Raw genomic sequence first — 16,729 nt, forward strand, 5'->3', positions numbered from 1 at the left:
AGGAGCCACCCTTGCCGCCAGCCGCTGAAGCCGCATCGTCCGAACCCATCCTGCTTGCCGTCGAAGGCATCACCAAGCATTTCTCGGGCGTCACCGCGCTCAGCGACGTCTCGCTCGATATCCGCCCCGGCGAGATCCTCGGCCTGCTCGGCGAAAACGGGGCCGGCAAGTCGACGCTCTTGAAAATCCTCTCGGGCGTCATGCCGCCGTCGGGCGGCCGCATCACTTTCGACGGTGCCGATTATCATCCATCCAGCCCGCAGGATGCCAAGCGGCTCGGCATCGTCACCATCTACCAGGAGCTCAGCCTGATCCCGACGCTGACGGTGGCGGAAAACATCTTTATCGGCCGCGCGCCGACCGGTCCGCTCGGGCTGGTCAGCTGGAGGCGGATGGAGCAGGACTCCCGCACGATCGTCGCCCGCGTCGGCCTCTCCATCGATCCGATGACGCCGGTGTCGGCGCTGTCGGTGGCCGAACAGCAACTGGTCGAGATTGCCCGCGCCCTGTCGCTGAAAAGCCGGCTGATCATCATGGACGAACCGACCTCGGCGCTGACCGAGACCGAGGTGCAGCGGTTGCTGTCGATCATGGACCGGCTGCGCAAGGACAAGGTCGCCATCATGTTCGTCACCCACCGGCTGGAGGAAGCCTCCGCCATCTGCGACCGCATGACGGTGCTGCGCGATGGGCGGCTGGCCGGGCATCTCGACCGTGAGGGTGGACCGATCGCCCTGCCCAAAATCATCGAGAAGATGGTTGGCCGCGCGGCGTCCGAGCTCTACGCCCGGCCGGCGCAACGCGCGGTGGCCGGCGATGTCGTGCTGTCGGTGCGCGGCCTGCGCACCGTGCGCGATCCCGAAGCGCCGCACGCCATCGTGCTCGACGGCGTCGACATCGACCTCAAGGCCGGTGAAATCCTCGGCGTTGCCGGGCTTGTCGGGTCGGGCCGCACCGAGCTGGCGCGCGCCATCTTCGGCGCCGACCGTATCGCGGCCGGCACCATCACGCTCGATGGCAAGCCGATCGCCCCGGCATCGCCCGCAGACGCCATTGCGCTCGGCATCGGCCTGCTGCCGGAGGACCGCAAGCACCAGGCGATCTTTGCCGCGCTGGGCATCCTGCCGAATTTCTCCATCGCTTCGCTGGGCAGCTTCAGCAACGGTTTCGGCTTCATGGCCGAGCGGCGCGAGCGCGATGCGCTGTCCGGGTTTCGCAAAATGCTGTCGATCCGCATGGCTTCGGCCGAGCAGGCTATCGAAGGCCTGTCGGGCGGCAACCAGCAGAAGGTGATCCTGGCGCGCTGGCTGGCGCGCGATCCGAAAGTGCTGATCGTCGACGAGCCGACGCGCGGCGTCGATGTCGGCGCCAAGACCGAGGTGCACCAGATCCTGGTGCAGCTTGCGGCGCGCGGCATTGCGGTGATGATGATTTCGTCCGAGCTGCCCGAGGTGCTTGCAGTGTCGGACCGCATCGTCACCATGCGCCGGGGCCGCATCACCGGCCAGATGCCGGGCGTCGAGGCAAACGAGGAAAGACTGATGGAACTGATGGCACTCGACCGCAAGGAGACACTATGAGCGTGGCGGGGGAACAGGATCAGCGCGGCGGCATCAACTTCGCGCGGCTTTTGATGAGCTTCGGGCCGCTGCTGTTCCTGGTGGCGCTGATCATCGTCTTCACCGTGCTGAAGCCGAGCTTCATGGACCCGATCAACCTGTTCAACATCACAAGGCAGATCTCGATCACCGGGCTGATCGCGCTCGGCATGACCTTCGTCATCCTCACCGCCGGCATCGACCTGTCGGTCGGTTCGCTGCTCGCCTTCTGCGGTATGGTCGCCGCCGTGGTCGCCAAGGGTGGCTCCGCCAACACGCTGTCGCTGTCGACGAGCGGCACGCAAGGATTCGGCTGGTTCGCAGCACTCTTGGCCGCCGTCGTTGTGGGCGCTGCTGCCGGCGGGGTGCAAGGGCTTGTCATCACCCGGCTGAAAGTGCCGCCCTTCGTCGTTACGCTGGGCGGGCTGACGGTGTTTCGCGGGCTGACGCTGACCATCTCAAACGGCGGCCCGATCTCGGGCTTCGACGCCTCGATGCGCTGGTTCGGCACCGGGCTGATCGGCCCCGTGCCGGTGCCGGCGCTGATCTTCGCCGCGGCCGCCATCCTGTGCCATATCGTGCTGCGCTACACGCGCTACGGGCGCGCTGTCTACGCCGTCGGCGGCAATGCCGAGGCGGCAAGGCTGTCGGGCCTGCGCGTCGACCGTATTCTGGTCTCGGTTTATGTCATCGTCGGCTTCTTCGCCGGCCTCGCGGCCTTCGTGCTGTCGGCGCGGCTGAATTCCTCGGAAGCGGTCGCCGGTATCGGCTACGAGCTGACGGTCATTTCGGCCGTCGTCATCGGCGGCACCTCGCTGTTCGGCGGCATCGGCTCGGTCGGCGGTACGGTGGTCGGCGCGGCGCTCATCGGCGTGCTGCAGAACGGGCTGCAGTTCAACAACGTCTCGTCCTATACGCAAAGCATCGTCATCGGGCTCATCCTGATCCTGGCGGTGGCGTTCGACCGGTGGCTGAAATCGCGGGTGAGAAGGTGAGGGGGACGGTTGTCCCTTCTCCCACAAGGGGAGAAGGGGAGCCCCCTTTCTTGCAAAACAGCCGTCCTTTGCTAGAAAGGTTTTGGCGGGTGGCATCGTGAGAGAACCTCATGTTTGCCGATATTATCAGACCGATCACCCTAGGTTTTTCGCTGCTGCGGCGGTTCTGGCCGCAACTCATGGCACTCGTGCTGGCCGGCGTGCTGGTCGGCGATCTCCTCATGCAGCTCGCGGCGAAGGTGGCGCTGGCCAATCACTTCGCCGGGCGCGGCTGACATAGGCGCGCATCGGCTGGACCCGCCAGCGCCCGGCGTCGATGGCGGCATCGGACGGCAATTGCGGCGGGGCGTGGGCGGGCAGGGCGCCGAAGGCCCCCATCAGGCCGGCGACAAGCAGGGCGGCGATGGTTCCCGCGCCGGCCGTTATCCAGGTTTGAAATCTTGAGCGGGCAGTCTTGAACATCCCAAACTATGCACGTCGACGATCAGCCACCCCTGCGCAGTCTAGAAAGAAAAAATTGCCGATGGAACCCGCAAATGGCTGGTCCAGCCTCACGCTGCTTCGCGCGCCCATAGAAGATGGCCATGGCGACGAAAATACCGTGCCACCAGCCGTTGTTGCTTGGCCCTGACCAGGTCGGGCAAGCGCCGCTCCTGGCGCCAGCGCGGTATGTTGCGCCAGCAGGCTATGAAGCGGGCGGCGTCCTCAATGGCCTCTTCCGCCGAGAGCGCCGGGCCAATCGCGGCCAGGAACAGCGCCTCCGACGGTTTCAACTCGTCGATCACTGCCTTGCGCCTGACGTGATCCTGACGGGCGTGGGCGATGCCGTTTCGGCGGATGGCTTCGAAGGCTTCAAGCAGGGCCAGGCTGTCGCCGGCGTAACCGCAGGAACGGGCAAAATCGGTGGCAAAAGCGTCCATTATCGCTCCCGGGTCTGATGCAGTGGGCAGGTTCGTGTCTGACTCACATTTTCATATATATGAAAGCATAACTCAAATTGCACTAGAAGAAAAACTTCGGGGAAAGTTTGAAAACTGCGACTCGACTCCCGGCGCAAAACACAGGAATATGCGAACAAATCAGGAACAACGATGAGGCAGGGGCGATGGCATTGCCGGGCAGGGAACCAACAATCGCGCATGTCGCCTCGATCTCGGTCGAGTGCGCGGATTGCGGCCGCAACCGTTGGTGGCGACCCGATCAGCTGAAGCGGTTCGGCGTGACGGGGAACACGCCGCTTGCCGCTCTGTCGGGCCGCATCGTCTGCGCGGCCTGCCGTGCCGACGGACTGCCAGGAGCGACCGTTACGATCCAGGCGGCCTTCATCGACGAGCGCCAGCGCGTGCGCAGCGAAGCGCAGATGCTGAGCGATCGCGAGGTGCCGCTGGAGGGAGCGAGGCGGGCTTGAGTCTTGTCGAAGGGTGAACGGCCGGTTCGCGTGAGTGAATTGATCGTGCCAGTGGCACGATCAAAGGCCAGCGAACGCCGGGACGCTGCGAAGCAGCGGGGACCCGGCAGGTGGATCCTGCGCTACCCGGCCCTTCGCAAGCTCAGGGCGTTCAAGGCTCGAAAAGCCAAGCAATTGGCTTTTCGTCCGCTGTGCGGACCGCCTTTCACCCCGCAAGGGGAGAAGGCAAGAAGCGCTCCTCAATACCCCAGCAATTCCTTCAGCGGAATCACGCGCCAGACATGTTTGATGGCGTAGCGGTTGAAGGTCAGCGTCTTCGGCGGATTGTACTGCTCGACCACCAGCTCGCCCGCCGTGCGCTTGACCAGCTTCTTGATGAAGGCCTTGCCGTTGCGCTCGTTTTCCTCGGGGAAGGTCTCGATCACCACATGGTCGCCGGGCACCGCGTCGCGGCCGCCGCAATAGATCAGGTCGCCGGGCTCATAACGCGGCACCATGGAATCCGAGAGCACGTGCAGGGCGAACACCTTCGGCAGGTTGCGCACCCCCGGCGGGCGCTGGACGTAACCCGCCGGCTCGCCGTTGAAGGTGAAATCGCCATCGTCGCCGCCGACGGCCGCGCCCAGCACCTCGATATCCATCGACCCCGCGGGTAGCGGACCGGTATCGGTGACGATCTCCGCATCGGCGACCGGTCCGGCATCGTCGAGAAACACGACCTGCCCTTGACCTAGCGCCACCGGGTCGACGCGCAGGAAGGCGGCGGTCTTCAGGAGGTTCTCGGTCTTGGGCAGATTGCGGCCGGTTTCCCAATTGCCGACGGCGGCGACATCAGTGTCGTTGTGCTCGGCGATGTGGCGCATGACCAGGCCGCGCTGCTTGCGCGCCTTGCGGATCGCCGCCCCGACCTTGATCGACAGTTCCGTTCTTGCCATGGCGACCATGTGAGTGATGAAAGTGGCTCTCGTCTATGAAAGAATGGCTTGCATAAATTTGTGAGTTATGCTTATATATGGTTATGCAAAACCTGTCCACCTTTGATGGCGCAATGGCGCCGGCCCCGTGCGCGGTGTGCCCGGCGGCTGTCGCCCCCCTTTCATCCCGGCTGTCCTCCTCCCCGGCCAGGATGAAGCCCGAGGCTCGGTGCTTGACTGCACCAGCCCCGGGTCCGGTCCGCCCGTCTCCGGCGACCGGAACGGCCGGAGCCGCCGCTCCCAGCGGCTCCGGCCCCCAATCCGACCGGCATGGCGCCGGCGCTGTTTTTTCGGCTGGCCGCTCCTGCATCCGCACCGAGGACGGCACCGTCATCCTGTTCGACAGGCCAACGGGCAGGGCGGTTTCCGCCCTGGATAGAAACACGGCCGAGGCGCGGCTTCTGCACCTTGCCGGCGGGAAATCTACCCAATCCGGCTGAGGCTGGTCGGCTGACAGCCGGCTCTTGAAAAACAACCTGACTGCGACCCGGCCACCGGGTCGAACCTTGACGCTGCCCGACGGCGTGCGGCCGAACTTTGGATGGAGCTGAATATGGCAAGCTATAGCGACGCGGAATTGCACGAGATCGGCCGCTGGCTGAAGGACGGGCTTTCAGCCTCCAGGATTGCAGTCGCGTTCAGCGCGTTGCGCGGCAGCCCGGTGTCGCGCGACGCCATCATCGGCATCGTGCACCGCAACGCCATGCTGGGCGCGATCGGTTTTGCCAATGGCAAGGGGCCGCCGCCGCGAGCCAGACAGGCGGTGGGCAAGCGCGCTGAAAGCAAGCGGGCGACTGGCGCCCCGGGGACTGCGACGCCTGTCGTCGGCAAGATGCATGGCGTGCTTGCCGCCAAGGACATCCCCGCGCGTGAAGTGGCCCGGCCCAGGCGCCATTCGTTCGTGCGCGAGGTAGGCGTGCTGATCGCTGACGGCGTAGCCTATCGCCTGGAGACGCCGGCGCCGCCGCGCGCGGCCATCGGCCGGCAGCCGCATGGCGTGGCGATGCGTTTCATCGATTGCCTGTTTTCACGCTGCCGCGCGCCGCTGGATCTGACGGTGGAGGAGGATTCTGAAAACGATGCGCCAGGCAGCCGGCCGGGCGCCGACATGCTGTGCTGCGGCATGCGCACCAGGGCGCTGAAAAGCTATTGCACCTACCATCAGGCGCGCTTCCAGCGCCGCGTATTTGTGGCGACGGGGTGAGGCTTGGTCTCTTCTCCCCGTTCACGGGGAGAAGGTGCCGGCAGGCGGATGAGGGGCAGCGCTGACGAGGCAGGATTGAAAGCTGACATGAAATTCAAGCATCCGATTCAGATGCCACTTACCGAAGCGCTGGCGCCGCCCCTCATTGCCCTGCCGGGCGTTCGCTGTTCGAAAAGCCAAGCAATTGGCTTTTCGTCCGCTGCGCGGACCACACCTCACCGTGAACGGGGAGAAAGAAGCAAAACCTTATTTCGGCATTTGCCGGCCTTGCTTGGGCGTGCGGCTCTGCATGCTCCTTGCGTCCATCGCCATCGCCGGGTTGCCCTCGTCGACCAATATGCCGGTCACCCGGGCAAAGCCGGTAAACACCTTCATGGCGTCGGCTTCGGAAATCTGCGCGGCGATCGCCGCGCTGCAGGCGTTCAGCGCACTGCGGTAGACATGGCCGCGTCGCTCGAGCGGCCAACGCTGCAGAAAATCGGCGGCTTCGCTGACGCTGTCGATCTCTTCGATCTCATCTTCCACCCGCACTTTGAGCGGCACTCCGGTTTTCATCGTACCCACGGCGTTCACCTTCGCTTTGCGCGCGGCTCCAACTACCGCATCGATAAACGCGCCCCGCTGGCGGCCGGTTGCATCAATTTTTCGGCCGGCGCGCGATCCTCATGGGCTAGCCACCGCGTTCAGCCAGTCATGGGCGCGGCTTTTGGGCCTGGCCACCAGTATGTTCTGTTGCTTGGCCGCCCTGGTGAAGGCGTCGAACGCAATGCGCTGGCAGCAGATGCCTTCGACGGCGAGCGTAACCAGCCGCGTCGCCTCGAGATAACCAGGTGCTGTCTTGTCGGGCCATTGGTGGCGCAATGCCTCGGCTGCGCCGGCCACCGAACTGACCAGCATGGTTTTGTTATCGCAAAAGCGCACGGTAACCGGCATGAAGGCTGTCATCGGCGAACCTCCCCTTGGCATGGACGCGACATAACGTCGAAAGCTCGCGCCGGTTCCATCAGCCTGGATGCCGGGCGGCAAGGATGCTGGCGCAGCGGCGAGGAGGCGACGACCTCCGATTCAACGAAGGCCAACCGAACGGCGGCTCTCTCCGCCCTGCCGACCATGTGGGGAGATGCCCAACAGCGCGAAGGATCGCCGCTTTGCCGTTCTCCATCATCCCGAGCCAACCAGGAGCCTCCCATGAGCAAAAGGACCAGACCCGTCAAACCGCAGGCGCCGAAATTGCCGAAGGGCGAGGCCGAGCAGGTGCGCATACGCCGCGAGATCGGCCATGATTTCGCGCTCAGGGATGACGCCTTCGGCCGCAAGCGGCTGGCGGCGGGCACGCTGGAGGCTGCTCGTGTCTACGAGGTGTCGAATGACGGCTACGCCGCCACCGGCGGCATCGTGCGGGTGCGCGCCATCGATGCGCTTATCGGCATCACCTCGCTGTCGCGCCAGCAGCGCGAGGCAGGTCTGCGCTACCGCGAGGATTTCCGCTGCAGCCAGCAGGCTGATGTCAAGCCGATGCGCTGGACCGAGCGCGTCGACGGCGGCCGCGATGGCGGCGGCATCGCCGACAGTGTGCTCGACGCCGGCAGGGCCTATGCCGCCGCCACAAGAGCGCTAGGCCATTGGGAGGTGGCCGCCGTGGTGCGACAAGTCTGCTGCGCGGACGGTTCCCTCAAGCGCCTGTCCGAGCAGACCGGCGAAGGCCGGAACGTGGTGACGAAGCTCCTGAAGGTGGGGCTGGATTTGTTGGCAGTGCATTACGGGATGATGATGAGGCGGTGAGGGGTGAAATGGATCCGACCGGCGATGCCTGCCGGATCGGTGATCAAGCCCGTTCCACAGATTCGCAAGATGTGATGAACAATGCGGACCGGGCGCAGATACCCAGGCGCCTAAAACAAGGCCCGCTCCAATGGCCCCGCCAGTGTCTCGGCAAAGCCCGTCGCCAGATGGTGCCTGTCACGAAACGCCAGCTTGCCTGATATGACGACGTGGCAGGTGGTCGGGCCGCAGAATTGGTTGGTGAGGTCGATGTAGCGGGTGTCGGGCACGCTGGTCACCACGGCGCGCTCGGCGGCGGCGGTGCTATCGTTGGCGGCTTCGGCTCTTGGCGTGTCGCAGTGCGGCGAGGGTGCCTCGCGCCACCACAGGGTGCGCGCCACGCAGGAGCCGGCGAAGCTGGCGTTGATCGGCGTGTCGCGGATAACAGCCGTCTCGACACCGGCCCGGCTGAAGGCCTGCAAGGTCGAGCGCAGGCCGGCCTGCCAGCGCGCTACTTCAGCGGTGCGTTCGGCCGCGGGCAGGTCACGGATCAGATTGCCGATGGAAAATTCGGAGATCACCACCAGGCGCGGCTTGTGGCGGATGATCTCTGATATGGCCTGCTCGCGCCAGGCGTCGCATTCGGTGTAGTCGCGCTTCAGCACCGTGTTGAAGGTGGAGAGCCGCGAAGCGCGGCACGATGATTTGAGATAGGTGATGATCTTTGTGTCGTTGCGCCTGGCTGCTTCGATCAGCGGCGTCGACCACTGGTCGGCGTGCGAATCGCCGAACAGCACGATGGTGCGGGTGGCGTCGGCCGGGCCGAACATGCAGGGTTTCGGCGTCACCGTTTGGAAGTCGGCCAGGCAGTTCTTGTCGACAGCTCGCGCGATGGAAGGTCTTTCGACCGCCTGCTCGATGCCGCGCTGCTCGGGGCCGATATTGCGCGTGGCCAGATGCGCGTTGGCATAGGCGACCGCCACGCCGGTGCCGGTCAGCATCAGCGCGGGAACCAGCACAAGGCCGGGAAAAGCGCGAAGCGGTTTTGCGCCTGGAATGGCCTTGGGAAAGGCGCGGGCGCCTACCGCCATCCAGGCGCCGCGCCGCGCCGGGTCTTCGATCAAATGATAGGTGAGCACCGACAGCGCGAGCGCCAGCACGCCACAGCCAAGGCGCTGCGGCACGGAAAGCTCCGGCGCCAGCATCCCGGCATAGACGATGACCGGCCAATGCCAGAGATAGAGCGAATAGGAGAGCGTGCCGATCCATTGCAAGGGCGGCAGGGACAAAGCGGCGGCCGGGCCAAGGGCTTGCCAGCCGGTCCGCCTGTTGGTCTGCGGCCCGCCGATGCCGCTCAGCAGCACCAGCACGGTGCCCGCCACCGGCAGCAACGAGTACCAGCCGGGGAAGGGCAGGTCCTCGCTCAACAGGAGATAGGCGGTCGCGATCAGCGCCAGGCCGAGCCAGCCAAGTGCTGCCCGCAGCCAGATGCGGTGCTGCAGCAAAGCCATGGGGACCAGCGTCGCCAGGCCGCCGGCGGCGAACTCCCAGGCGCGCAGCGGTGAAAAATAGAAGGCCCAGGCCGGCGCCGCGCTGGTCAGCCACTGGCAGGCGGCGAAGGAGGCAAGGCCGGCAACGCCGATCACGGCTGCGGCCGTTCGCCGGCCCGGCCGCAGCCAGGCGGCCAGCAGAAGCAGCGCCGGCCAGGCCAGATAGAACTGCTCCTCCACCGACAACGACCAGAAGTGGATGAAGGGATTGCTGGTGGCGTCGGCGGCGAAATAGTCGAACGACCAGCGCAGCAGCCACAGATTGATGGAATAGGCGGAGGCGAACATGGCGCCGCGCGAATAGAGCGCCTGCTCCTGCGGCGCCAGGATGAAGTAGCCGGCGGCCAGCGTAACCAGGATGACGAATAAAGCTGCCGGCAGAAGCCGCCGCGCGCGCCTGGCATAGAAGCGCCAAAGGTCGAGCCGGCCGGTCTCGCCGATCTCCTGCATGAGATGGGTTGTTATCAGCCAGCCCGAGATGACGAAGAAGATGTCGACGCCGGCAAAGCCGCCGGGGAGCGCGGTGAGGCCGAAATGGTAGGCGACGACACCGCCGACGGCGAGCGCGCGCAATCCTTGTATGTCCGGCCGGAACGATGCTGCCACGACGGCTCCTTCGTGCAAGGCCCAGCCCCTGCGCAACGTCGGCCGGGCAGGCTGATATCGCAATGCAACAAATTTATCGCAGTGCAACATAGAGCAATTTTATCGCGGTGCAACATAGCAGGAATGGGAAATGGGCCGGCGCGCCGGCCGGGCTTGATCGTTGCGTGGCTTGATCGTTGCGTGGCGGGCTTGTCCGTGCGCCCCGCGGCAGACGCAAAACAGCCCCGCGAAGGGGCTGTTTCTCATCGGGCCGCTGGATTGCTACTTGCTGCCGCCGTTCGCTTTCACGCTGCTGCAGAATTCCGGATGGCTGTTGGCCGCAGTGGCGTCCTTCGCCTCGTCCTCGCAGGCCTTCATCATCGCGGTCTGGTCGTCCGGCGTAAGGGCCTTCCAGGCCTTCACGAAATCGTCGTCGCTGACCATCGTCTTCCTGCTGGAGTCGGTGTAGAAGGGCTGCATCTTGGCCGGATCGTCGAGAGCCGACGTGCCGGTGTCGCTCGCGGCAAGCGCCGTACCGGCAACCATCGAGAGCGTCATCGCGCCGAAACAGATCATCTTGATGTTCATGGCGGTACTCCTCCTGTTGCTTTGGGATCGTCGAAGCAACGATCAGCTGGAAAACGACAGGTTTGGGTGAAAGTTCCGGGGTTTTTTGCGCAAAAATCCCGAAACGAAGAAAAATATAGTCGAAAAACTTGAAACTTTCCCCGATTTTTCCCGTAAGAAGCGAGTTTATCGGGTCTCTCGTGCGAGACTGACCACCAGCCGATCGACACTGGGGTCGTCGAGACTGACGATATGGGCCATCTGCAGCGCTCGCCTCATGCTGATCCTGGCGACGTCCTGCCGCATGATGACGGATACAAAGGCCGGCCCTGATCCGGTGAGGACGATCGCCCTGCCTACCAGAACCGGTTCGGAGATGGGAGCCCACTGCACGGTCATGATTGAGGGCTCGGTGGTCTGGCGCCGGTTGATGCCGGTGAAATAAATCCAGTTCAGGCGCGAGATCGCCACGCCGTAATGGTTGCCGGGTATTCTCGAGCCACCCCGGCCATCGCCCGAAGCCCAGCGCGTCACCCGCCTGAAGGTGACGAGATCGGCCTCGCGCCGCACGAAGGTGACCGAGCGCATCAAAAAGTCGGGTCGGCCGGGCATCGAAAAATAGGTGAAATATGTGCCTCCGGCGATGGCGGGCGACGGCGGCCGCACCATGTTTTCGTACAGGGCCTGGCGCAGCGTTGCGTTGCCGTCGCTCTTGGCTGCCGCGGCGGCCGGCTCACGATACAGCTCATTCTCATCGATCTTGAAATAGTCGCAGATCAGCCTTGCGGTGGCTTTGTTGGGAACCGCCTTGCCTTGCAGATAGCGCTCGAACTGGGTGCGATTGATGCCAAGCTCACGGCACACCGCGCTGACGGAAGCGTGGCGTTGGACCAGCCGCCTGAGATTGGCGGCGAGATTCTCGCGAATTGGCACGACATCTCCCCGACAGACGTACGGACCAGTATTCAAGCGATTGCTTATATACAGTTGCATGCCGTGGCGGCGGCGCGAAGATGGACCTTTGGCCAATAGGCAACGACCCGGTGGCGCGTAGACTGTACGATTCTGACAGTCCGGCTATGCAAGCCGTGTAAATGGGCGTATTTCGATGGCAAGAGCGACCTGAGATCGGCCTCTCGACATCCTGCAATGGAGGGCGGTTTGGATCATACCGGCCTGGTCGAGCTTCTGGACTACACGCAAGCGCAATTGACGAAGATCCGCCAGGCGGTCGCGGCCAGCGATCACGCCGGTGCCATGTTCACCATCGACTGCCTTGTGGGAGCGGCGGCCGAACAGACGAAGTGCAAGCTTGCAAGTCTGGAGCATGCCGGGTTGCCGATAGCCAAGGATGGACCGATCGACGGGGATGGGCCGATTGGCCGGGGCGCATTTAAAGGCGGTGCGGCACCGCCCGGCAAAGCGACATCGGGCAAGCCGGATGCGGCAACCGCTCCTGATCAGGCCGCGCCGATCTCGCCGATCAGCCTTGTATATTCGGCCTCGGCTTCGCCGTAACTGCCATTGGCGAGTTCCAGCAGTCCGGCGCGGTCGCGAATGACGATCTCGCCCCGACGCGAGCGGATCAACGCGCGGCCTTCAAGCAGTTGGAGGGCGACGGTGACGCCTGGCCGCCTGACACCAAGCATGATGGCCAGGAATTCGTGGGTGATGGCGAGATGTTCGCCGGGCACGCGGTCGTCGCACATGAGCAGCCAGCGCGCCAGCCGCTCCTCGAGCTTCAGCCGCGCGTTGACGAGCGCGGTGCAGCCGGCCTGGGTCTGTAGCGCGTTGACGAAGCGCAGCAGGAACATGCGCAAGGTTGCACTTGCCGCCAATGCTGCCTTGAAAGCGCCGGCTTCGATGCGGATCGCTTCGCCTTCGAGTTGGACATAACAGGCATGCGGCGCACGGTCGTCGCCCATCACCAGGGAATATCCCGTCATGCCCTCGAAGCCGATGAAGCCCACTTCGGCCTCTTGGCCGCTCGCGGTGCTGGCGACCACCGAACCGATGCCCTGTTCGATGAAGTAGACGGCCTCGATCGGAATATTCGGGGTCACCAGCATCATGCGTAGCGGCAAGTCGCAGCGCTGCATGTGCGGCTCGAGCAACGCCAGATCATCCGCAGGCATGCGCCGCAGCAGCTGATTTCGGTATTTGGTGAGATCAGACATGGCGTGGCCCAATGCAGGGCAAGAGCCATCCAATCTCCCAGCCGTCCGTGCCCGTAAAAACGTACGGACGATCGCCTATGTATAGGGGCTCTGAACGAAGAAAGATATCAATGCGATATGAAATTCGAAGCACGGCGCCCCCCAACGCCCGTTCGCATATGAAAAGATCGGCCTGAATGTTAGTGTCGGAAACGTACCAAGCGCCACTTGGTACAAAACCGACATATTTCATGAGAGCGCCGGATCACGGTGAGGGTCGATGAAATCCGCCGGCTAATGACAAAGGCGCCATGTCGCGCCGGGCCCGAGAACCGTTCGAAAAGTGGGGCAGAGCGGCGGGAGAATTGTACGATACTTACTGTGATGAAGGCCGATGTTGACTCTTGCTCAGCCCGATTTCATTTTTTGACCCACAGCGTCAAGGAAGTGGTCGCTGCTCCGAAAGGGGCTTCTTATGTCGAGCCTTCATAAGCGCAATCCTGGTTTCCATCCTTCCGATCTGCAGCTGTGCCAGCGCGTCTTCGATCGGGTCTGCCTGGAGCGCAAACTCAATCGCATGTCGGGAGAGTCGGACGTGCAGCTTCTGGCGGCCACGGTGTTTTCGCTATTTCAGAATGGCTGCCGCAATGAAGGCGAGTTGCTTGAGAGTTTCCGGCGGACGCGCCAATGACCAAAGCCAGGATCACGTCCGCGGCACCGGTAGCCGAAAACGAACCTTACGACGCTGCGGTCTTCGCCCGGAAATACGGCATGTCGCGGAAGGCCGCGGAGGTCGTGCTGTCCGCGAACGGACCGTCCAGAACGGCTTGTGACGCTGCCGCCCGCTCTTTTATGGAAGCGGTCGCCCGCAGGGCGAAGAGCAGCCGTGGACACTGAAGCTGCGCCTGGAGCGGCTGCCGTACCGCCCGCCCCGGGTGCGTCCGATGCTAACCTTCATTGGATGCCGCGAGGTGTCAGCCTGCCGGGCCTGTCGGGCCTATTACGCCTGAATTGGCTTGCTGCGCCGTCACGGCGGAGAGTTTCTGCCGTTTGAGCAGCATCGGCTTTTCATAGAGCTTCTTCATGTTCATGGCCTCCCTCCGCAAAGTTCGATTGCGGCAGCGTCATCGCCGGCCGCGCCCTTGTCAAGCCGACCTTGTCGAGGGCCGGCCAACCGGGACGAAAACCCACGCCTCAATTCCTGTCGGCCGGCTTGGAACGCATGCGCGAAACCGTCTCGCGCTCGGCGCGCTTGGAGCGCAGCGGCGGCAGGCCGCGGTCGATCAGGTCCATGTCCTCCAGCACCATATCGCCCATGCGCTTGAAGGCGATGTCGAGCGCGCCGGCACGGTGAGCCGAGCGCAGAAAGCCGGGCAGGGTGCGCACCGGATGGTCCCGCGCCAGCGGTTCTTCGGGGAAAACGTCGCTGGCGGCGACGATGTGGCCGCTCTTCACCGCCGCCATCAGCGCCGGGAAGTCCACCACGCCGGCGCGGCTGAGCAGGATGAAGGCGGCGCCCTTGCGCATGCCGGCAAAGGCCTCGGCACCGAGAAAACCCTGGTTCTCGCTGGTCACCGAGGCAACGACGAAGATGAAGTCGCTGGTCGACAGCACCTCGTCGAGAGAGGCCGGCTCGACGCCATTGTCGATGAGGATCGATGGCGGCAGCCAGGGATCGAAGACTTTGGTGCGGGTGCGGAAGCCCGACAGCAGCCGGTTCAGCGCCCGGCCGAGATCGCCGAAACCGATGATCCCGACATCCGCGCCGGACAGGAGCCGCGCCGTCTGGTTGCCGTCGCCGCCCCACAGTTCCTGTCCCTGGCGGAAGGCGAGGTCGGCATCGACGATGTCGCGGGCGAGGTTGAGCGCCATGGCAAGGCCAAGCTCTGCGACCGGCTCGGCGAACACCAGGCCGGTGGTGACGACATGGATACCGCGCGCGAACAAGGTCTCGTAGGGCATGTTGTTGATGAGGTTGGTCTCGACATTGAAGACGCAGCGCAGCGCCTTCATCCGGTCGAGCGTTTCGGGCGATATGGGCGGCTGGCCGATGATGTAGCGCGCCTCGGCCAGCACGTCGGCCGGCAGTTTCGCGACGCCGTCAGCGGTCGTCTCGACAATGCGATAGTGCGCCTTGAGCCGCGCCAGCTGCCGGGCTGTGAAGATCAGCTCCAGCGTGCGTGGTTCCGGCGCACTGATAACCAGCGGCAAGGCGCTGTTGGACATGACTATTCCCTCTGTTCCGATGGCCAAAATACCCTGGATGAAACGATTTACAACATCGCGCGGGGAGGCGAGTAGAGCGGGATTGGCGCTGGGATGAGGTGTCCTGTTGGAGCCGATATGTGCCGGCAATGCAACAGTGAAGAATCGTTTGACTACGATGGCGAGGAGACGACGTAAGAACCAGTAATGACGCAATTGACACGGGGCAGGGAATTGGTTCTGCTGGCGCCGTACCAATTTGGAGGGCACTTTACAGTGAAGAAATACGAGAAACCAACCTTGCAGAAGCGCGACAGGCTTTCGGGCGTCACGGCCCAGACTACCCCATCGGCACCTCCGTCGACGGCAACCTGAGCGGTTGGCGTCTGACGCATTCGCCTTATAAGGCAATCAATATTGGCAATCGATAGGGCGCGACTGGTCGCGCCCTATTGCATATTGGCCATGGGCACCCGCCGCTGTCCCAAATGCCGGACCTTGCGGCCGATGATCATCAGCCGGCGCGCGGTGTTGTTGCGCAAGCGCCTTGCGCGCCATTCCAGTCCGGTGCCGGCGGTGATCGACTTGGCATAGTAACTCACCCGCATGCCATCCTCATCGGCAGCCACCTTGACCGGGTCGTCATAGAAGGCGTTGATCTTGTCAGCCGCCATGCCTGGTGTTTCGAGCCATTGCGGAATGTGAACCGAATGGAGCTGATCGACGTCGGTCATCACCCGGCCGATGCCGACGCCCGGTGTTGGACACGTGGTACAGAAAGCATCGCCGATGAAGATGACCCCGTCGCGGCGATGGCCTTGCGTGGTGCTCAGGCTGATCTGCCTGACCTCGACAGGACTTGCGACTTCGAAGTTGCCGCATCGCGCCGCTATTTCGGGCATCAGCTCGCAGAGCATCTTTTGCGGTTCCTGGCGAAACGCCCGCGTCCACGGCTCGGCCACTTGCCGATAGCCGAACATGTTCGCCCGCATCTTGTCGCCGAGGGGAAAGATGCTGATGTAGGCGATACGGTCGGCAGCCCGCCTGCTGTAGCAGGTGACGGACTGATGACCGAAATCACGCGGGGAGATGGCGAGGTCGAATCCCATCGACAGTGAATGCGCCTTCGATTGCTCGATACGCTCGACGCCGACGGCGCGCCGCACCGCCTCGCCGTGGCCGGTTGCAACCACCAGCAGGCGGGCATCGATGACGGCGCCGTCGGCCAGCACAAGCCGCTGCCGGTCCGGTCCAGTCGAGACCTCGGTCACCTTGCCGACCGTCAGCGGTACTTGCGCAGGCAAGGCGTCGCGCAGGCCATTGATCAACGCGCCATAGGAGAATGTGAATTCAGCCTTCTTCTCATGCGCGAAGAACTGGCCGAGGCGGAAGATATGCGTGTCGGTCGTCGAGGTGACGAGGCTCTTGAGTGTCGCATCGAGGCCGAGCTTTTCGAACAGAAGCATCTGATCCATGCCGATCTTCTCGGCCCGGAATTCCTCGTGGTGGACGCGGTGCGGATCAATCAGCGCCACCTTGCGCCCGGCTTGTCCCAACAGCATTGCCAAGGTGGTGCCGGCCATTCCGGCGCCGACGATCGCCACATCGACTTGGGCCGGGCCAGCCTCTGAGATACTCATTTTGCTGCCCTTTCTGGTGGCAACTGCACGTTTCACAATCTCCGGTAGAAAATATCTTCCGGAGCTAAATCAACCGCAAGCAACCG

General features: G+C 63.8%; 20 protein-coding genes. 9 read left to right on the forward strand and 11 right to left on the reverse strand.

The features are described from left to right. The first annotated feature begins 11 nt into the window (after positions 1–11). The 3 genes from NP503_RS02420 (at position 12) to NP503_RS02430 (ending at position 2,868) form a co-directional block, all read left to right on the forward strand. A complete protein-coding gene (locus NP503_RS02420) occupies positions 12–1,580 on the forward strand; it encodes a sugar ABC transporter ATP-binding protein (RefSeq protein ID WP_127272662.1) in 1,569 nt (522 codons plus the stop codon). Continuing rightward, complete coding sequence (locus tag NP503_RS02425) at positions 1,577–2,593, forward strand: ABC transporter permease (protein WP_027035281.1); 1,017 nt, start codon at positions 1,577–1,579, stop codon at positions 2,591–2,593. Before NP503_RS02420 ends, NP503_RS02425 begins: the two co-directional genes overlap by 4 nt. Positions 2,594–2,703: 110 nt before the next feature. Further along, positions 2,704–2,868, forward strand: a complete 165-nt coding sequence (locus NP503_RS02430) for a hypothetical protein (RefSeq protein WP_164748889.1) — start codon at positions 2,704–2,706, stop codon at positions 2,866–2,868. A 276-nt stretch (positions 2,869–3,144) separates the two neighbouring features. Here NP503_RS02430 and NP503_RS02435 read toward each other — a convergent pair whose 3' ends face one another. Next, the gene (locus tag NP503_RS02435; protein WP_127268737.1) at positions 3,145–3,513 is read right to left on the reverse strand and encodes a hypothetical protein; all 369 of its coding nucleotides are present in this window, start codon (positions 3,511–3,513) and stop codon (positions 3,145–3,147) included. A gap of 185 nt (positions 3,514–3,698) precedes the next feature. On the opposite strand from NP503_RS02435, the gene NP503_RS02440 reads away from it, so the two are divergent. Next, positions 3,699–4,001, forward strand: a complete 303-nt coding sequence (locus tag NP503_RS02440; RefSeq protein WP_127268738.1) for a hypothetical protein — start codon at positions 3,699–3,701, stop codon at positions 3,999–4,001. A 239-nt stretch (positions 4,002–4,240) separates the two neighbouring features. On the opposite strand, the gene NP503_RS02445 is transcribed toward NP503_RS02440, so the two are convergent. Further along, a complete protein-coding gene (locus tag NP503_RS02445) occupies positions 4,241–4,945 on the reverse strand; it encodes a helix-turn-helix transcriptional regulator (protein WP_127268739.1) in 705 nt (234 codons plus the stop codon). 203 nt (positions 4,946–5,148) lie between these two features. On the opposite strand from NP503_RS02445, the gene NP503_RS02450 reads away from it, so the two are divergent. After that, complete coding sequence (locus NP503_RS02450; protein WP_236382727.1) at positions 5,149–5,415, forward strand: hypothetical protein; 267 nt, start codon at positions 5,149–5,151, stop codon at positions 5,413–5,415. A 113-nt stretch (positions 5,416–5,528) separates the two neighbouring features. Beyond that, entirely contained in the window at positions 5,529–6,179 is a 651-nt protein-coding gene (locus NP503_RS02455) for a GcrA cell cycle regulator (RefSeq protein ID WP_127273603.1), read from the forward strand. A gap of 246 nt (positions 6,180–6,425) precedes the next feature. On the opposite strand, the gene NP503_RS02460 is transcribed toward NP503_RS02455, so the two are convergent. Together NP503_RS02460 and NP503_RS02465 are read right to left on the reverse strand one after the other, a co-directional pair. Beyond that, complete coding sequence (locus tag NP503_RS02460) at positions 6,426–6,734, reverse strand: DUF982 domain-containing protein (protein WP_164749149.1); 309 nt, start codon at positions 6,732–6,734, stop codon at positions 6,426–6,428. Positions 6,735–6,842: 108 nt separating this feature from the next. Then, the gene (locus NP503_RS02465) at positions 6,843–7,124 is read right to left on the reverse strand and encodes a DUF982 domain-containing protein (protein ID WP_127268742.1); all 282 of its coding nucleotides are present in this window, start codon (positions 7,122–7,124) and stop codon (positions 6,843–6,845) included. Between the two features lie 243 nt (positions 7,125–7,367). Between NP503_RS02465 and NP503_RS02470 the strand changes: the two genes are divergently transcribed. Beyond that, entirely contained in the window at positions 7,368–7,961 is a 594-nt protein-coding gene (locus NP503_RS02470) for a DUF6456 domain-containing protein (RefSeq protein WP_127268743.1), read from the forward strand. A gap of 110 nt (positions 7,962–8,071) precedes the next feature. On the opposite strand, the gene NP503_RS02475 is transcribed toward NP503_RS02470, so the two are convergent. From NP503_RS02475 to NP503_RS02485, 3 genes are all read right to left on the reverse strand, one after another. Next, a complete protein-coding gene (locus NP503_RS02475; protein ID WP_127272599.1) occupies positions 8,072–10,096 on the reverse strand; it encodes an acyltransferase family protein in 2,025 nt (674 codons plus the stop codon). Positions 10,097–10,357: 261 nt separating this feature from the next. Then, positions 10,358–10,663 (reverse strand): hypothetical protein, encoded by a 306-nt coding sequence (locus tag NP503_RS02480; RefSeq protein WP_127270646.1) that lies wholly within the window; start codon positions 10,661–10,663, stop codon positions 10,358–10,360. Between the two features lie 165 nt (positions 10,664–10,828). Further along, positions 10,829–11,575, reverse strand: a complete 747-nt coding sequence (locus NP503_RS02485) for a helix-turn-helix transcriptional regulator (RefSeq protein WP_127270648.1) — start codon at positions 11,573–11,575, stop codon at positions 10,829–10,831. A 228-nt stretch (positions 11,576–11,803) separates the two neighbouring features. Here NP503_RS02485 and NP503_RS02490 point away from each other — a divergent pair, with 228 nt between their 5' ends. Continuing rightward, complete coding sequence (locus NP503_RS02490; RefSeq protein ID WP_164749118.1) at positions 11,804–12,160, forward strand: hypothetical protein; 357 nt, start codon at positions 11,804–11,806, stop codon at positions 12,158–12,160. On the opposite strand, the gene NP503_RS02495 is transcribed toward NP503_RS02490, so the two are convergent. Beyond that, entirely contained in the window at positions 12,103–12,819 is a 717-nt protein-coding gene (locus NP503_RS02495) for a Crp/Fnr family transcriptional regulator (protein ID WP_127272600.1), read from the reverse strand. The genes NP503_RS02490 and NP503_RS02495 overlap by 58 nt on opposite strands. Positions 12,820–13,273: 454 nt before the next feature. Here NP503_RS02495 and NP503_RS02500 point away from each other — a divergent pair, with 454 nt between their 5' ends. Next, a complete protein-coding gene (locus tag NP503_RS02500; RefSeq protein WP_127272601.1) occupies positions 13,274–13,489 on the forward strand; it encodes a hypothetical protein in 216 nt (71 codons plus the stop codon). A gap of 283 nt (positions 13,490–13,772) precedes the next feature. Here NP503_RS02500 and NP503_RS02505 read toward each other — a convergent pair whose 3' ends face one another. The 3 genes from NP503_RS02505 to NP503_RS02515 form a co-directional block, all read right to left on the reverse strand. Then, a complete protein-coding gene (locus NP503_RS02505; protein WP_306245655.1) occupies positions 13,773–13,889 on the reverse strand; it encodes a putative RiPP precursor in 117 nt (38 codons plus the stop codon). A 103-nt stretch (positions 13,890–13,992) separates the two neighbouring features. After that, the gene (locus NP503_RS02510) at positions 13,993–15,024 is read right to left on the reverse strand and encodes a hydroxyacid dehydrogenase (RefSeq protein WP_127273721.1); all 1,032 of its coding nucleotides are present in this window, start codon (positions 15,022–15,024) and stop codon (positions 13,993–13,995) included. Between the two features lie 428 nt (positions 15,025–15,452). Next, positions 15,453–16,643: an NAD(P)/FAD-dependent oxidoreductase gene (locus NP503_RS02515; protein ID WP_127272563.1), complete on the reverse strand. Its 1,191-nt coding sequence runs from the start codon at positions 16,641–16,643 to the stop codon at positions 15,453–15,455. Positions 16,644–16,729 lie beyond the last annotated feature (86 nt).

This window comes from Mesorhizobium sp. SEMIA396 (genome assembly GCF_024518615.1).
In the GTDB taxonomy this organism is placed as follows: Bacteria; Pseudomonadota; Alphaproteobacteria; order Rhizobiales; family Rhizobiaceae; genus Mesorhizobium.